Here is a 574-nt window from a genome sequence, read left to right as displayed (position 1 = left end):
GCAATACGGCCAACGTCATAGGCACAAACGATTCGTCAAAACTCAATGTGTTCACGTCCCACACGCTCGGCATGGTCGAAGGACGTCATCTAAAGGCGTCCGATAAGCATATGTCGATGGTCCATGAGGATCTCGCCAAAACCAATGGGCTTAAAGTCGGCGATACCCTCACGCTCAAGGCCAATCCATATGATGCCGACAATGAGTCGCATTCGACGGCAACTGTCAAAACCACCATCGTTGGAATATTCAAAGGAGACAGCGACAGGAAGGTAGCCAGCCGCGCGGAACTCACCTCCAACACCGTGTACACCGATTTGGACACCAAAAGTACTCTGTACCAGTACAAGGCCGGCAAAGAAATATACCAGGATGCCACTTTCGTTCTGGACAAGGGTGTCGACGTGGAGAAAACCATGGAAGCGGCGAAGAAGCTTCCAGTGGATTGGAACAACTACCAGATCACGCGCAATGACCAATATACGTCGAGCATGCTGAATGCCGCCCGAGGTGTGCGTTCCATGATGCGCAGCGCTTTGATCGGCGTGACCATTTCTGCTGTGATAGTTCTCAG

At 51.7% G+C, this 574-nt stretch carries 1 protein-coding gene; it reads left to right on the top strand.

Going from position 1 to position 574, the window contains the following annotated elements:
• Nucleotides 1-574: ABC transporter permease family protein (locus IE142_RS35625; protein WP_268253004.1), on the top strand; the 574-nt coding region annotated here is incomplete at both ends.

Origin of the sequence: Streptomyces mutabilis, from assembly GCF_014649815.1 — a bacterium.
Lineage (GTDB): Bacteria > Actinomycetota > Actinomycetes > Streptomycetales > Streptomycetaceae > Streptomyces > Streptomyces mutabilis.
This window is presented reverse-complemented; position numbering and strand designations above follow the sequence as displayed.